Here is a 2,500-nt window from a genome sequence, read left to right on the forward strand (position 1 = left end):
CGTAAGCGACAAGGAGACCCCATCTGGCAGGGGTGATGGACGTCACGCTATGGCAGGCATCTGATTTCTCTGACTGTGAGGATCTATGTCTACGCCTACGGCTAGCCCTAGAATGATCCATATGATTGAGGCGGTAACGGATCGACTTGAGGGTTCTCCCCGCCAGTTGCGACGTTTCTGGTCTGACGAATTTAAGGTGGAGGCCGTTGAGGAGGCTTGCCGGCCTGGAGTGAATATCTCGGCGATCGCACGACGGATCGGGATTACGCCCTCTCAACTCTACCGGTGGCGGCGAGACCTTCTGAACGAGAGCGAGCCGGACCATGTGGCGTCGGCTGAAAGTGGACAGAGATCGATGATCGGGGTCAGCTCTGTCGTCGAGGTGGTCATCGGCGACGTTGTAATCCGGGCCGGTGCTGAGATCGACGAGGCGCATTTGCAGCGCGTTATCCGAGCGGTACGCTCGGCATGATCCCGTCAGGCGTGAAGGTCTTCCTTGCGAGCCATCCGATCGACTTCCGCAAGGGGCCGGACAGCCTGCTTTCGCTGGTGCGGGATGCTGGCAGTGATCCGTTCAACGGAGCGCTCTATGTCTTTCGGGCGAAACGAGCAGACCGGATCAAGATCGTATGGTGGGATGGCTCGGGCGTCTGCCTTTATGCCAAACGGCTAGAGAAAGCTCAGTTCTGCTGGCCACGTATCGGCCACAGCCGCGTCCAGCTGAATCATGCCCAGCTTCTGGCTTTGGTGGATGGTATGGACTGGAAGCGGGTGCGGTCGACGCCAGTCAAACCTCCCGAGATTGTTGGGTAAAACCACTGCGGCGAAGTGAATCAGGTGCCTGAAACCGCGGGCGGATCACGGCAAAATATGCTCTGATCTGACCCATGACGCGACCCGAGATCGAGCTCCCGGATGATGTAGAGGCCCTGAAAGCTATGGTTCTCGCCATGGCCGAAAAGGCAGCCCGCGTCGAGGCTTTGGAAAAGCAGGTTGATGACCTCGAGGCCCGGAACGCTGACGCCGACGAACGCATCGAGCGGCTGACGCAAATCCTGAAGGCTTTTGATCGGGCCCGCTTTGGACGGCGTTCGGAAAAGCTGGCGTCCCCGGTCGATGACGAGCAGCATGCCTTTGTCTTCGAGGAGATCGAGACCGGCATTGCGGCGATAAAGGCCCAGGTCACGAAGGGCCGCGGGAATGCGGACGGCAAGCGTGCACCACGGCCACGCAAGGGCTTCGCGCCGCATCTTGAGCGCGTCGAGATTGTGATCGAGCCGGAAGAGTTGCCGGAGCATGCGGGCAAGCAGAAGATCCTGATCGGAGAAGACGTCTCCGAACGGCTCGATGTCGTCGCAGCCAGGTTCCGTGTTATCGTCACGCGTCGTCCCAAGTACGCCTTTAGGAACGAGGACGGCGTCATCCAGGCCGCGGCTCCCGCACACATCATCGAAGGCGGCATTCCAACAGAAGCACTTCTGGCCCAGATCGCGGTCTCCAAATATGCCGATGGCCTTCCGCTTTATCGCCAGGAAGCGATCTACGCGCGTGACAAGGTCGAACTTGACCGCAAGCTCATGGCCCAATGGATGGGCAAGTTGGGGTTCGAACTCGACATCCTTGCCGATTACATCCTGAACGAGATCAAGAAGGCGGAGCGGATCTTTGCCGATGAAACGACCTTGCCGACACTTGCGCCTGGGTCCGGGTCGGCAAAGACAGCATGGCTATGGGCTTACGCCAGGGATGACCGCACTTTCGGAGGCAGCGGTCCACCGTTGGTGGCCTATCGCTTTGAAGACAGTCGAGCGACCGAGTGCGTCGCACGACATCTGAGCGGCTATCGCGGCATCCTGCAGGTTGACGGGTATGGTGCTTACAGCAAGCTTGTCCGCAAGGATGGAGGCAACGACGGCGTTGTCCTGGCTGGCTGCTGGTCACATAGCCGGCGGAAGTTCTACGAATTGCACGCGGCGAAGAGCTCGAAGGTCGCCACAGAGACGGTCGAGCGTATGGCGAGGCTCTGGGAAATCGAAGAAACCGTCCGCGGCCAAAGTCCCGAAGCTCGTGTCGCAGCGCGTCAGGAAAGTTCGGCGGCGATCGTCCGTGACCTCTTCACACTCTGGCAGGCAACTTTGCCGCGGGTGTCGGGAAAATCCAAACTCGCCGAAGCTCTCCGGTATGCCATATCGCGTCGCGACATATTCGAGCGCTTCCTGACCGACGGCCGTGTCGAGCTCGACTCCAACATTGTCGAGCGAGCTATCAGACCCCAGGCCATCACCAGAAAAAATAGCCTCTTCGCTGGCAGCGACGGCGGCGGCAGGACCTGGGCTACGATCGCGACACTCCTGCAGACAGCAAAGATGAATGCCGTCGATCCGCAAGCCTGGCTTACCCAGACACTTGAGCGCCTCGCAAATGGATGGCCCAGCAGCGATATTGACGCGCTCATGCCGTGGAACTACGCCGCCTGAACGGCCCCGGCTTGTCGCTTACA

At 59.8% G+C, this 2,500-nt stretch carries 3 protein-coding genes; all 3 read left to right on the plus strand.

Translation table 11 applies throughout. The features are described 5' to 3' along the window. Positions 1–112 precede the first annotated feature (112 nt). The 3 genes from AC070A_RS34515 (at position 113) to tnpC (ending at position 2,477) form a co-directional block, all read left to right on the plus strand. Complete coding sequence (locus AC070A_RS34515) at positions 113–472, plus strand: transposase (protein ID WP_246806152.1); 360 nt, start codon at positions 113–115, stop codon at positions 470–472. Continuing rightward, a complete protein-coding gene (gene tnpB, locus AC070A_RS34520; RefSeq protein WP_057249416.1) occupies positions 469–813 on the plus strand; it encodes an IS66 family insertion sequence element accessory protein TnpB in 345 nt (114 codons plus the stop codon). The genes AC070A_RS34515 and tnpB overlap by 4 nt, the downstream gene beginning before the upstream one ends. Before the next feature lie 74 nt (positions 814–887). Continuing rightward, positions 888–2,477 carry an IS66 family transposase gene (tnpC, locus tag AC070A_RS34525; protein WP_113134000.1) on the plus strand — a complete coding sequence of 530 codons (1,590 nt, stop codon included), beginning with the start codon at positions 888–890 and terminating at the stop codon, positions 2,475–2,477. Positions 2,478–2,500 lie beyond the last annotated feature (23 nt).

Source organism: Ensifer sp. GW101-20A05 (assembly GCF_059424735.1).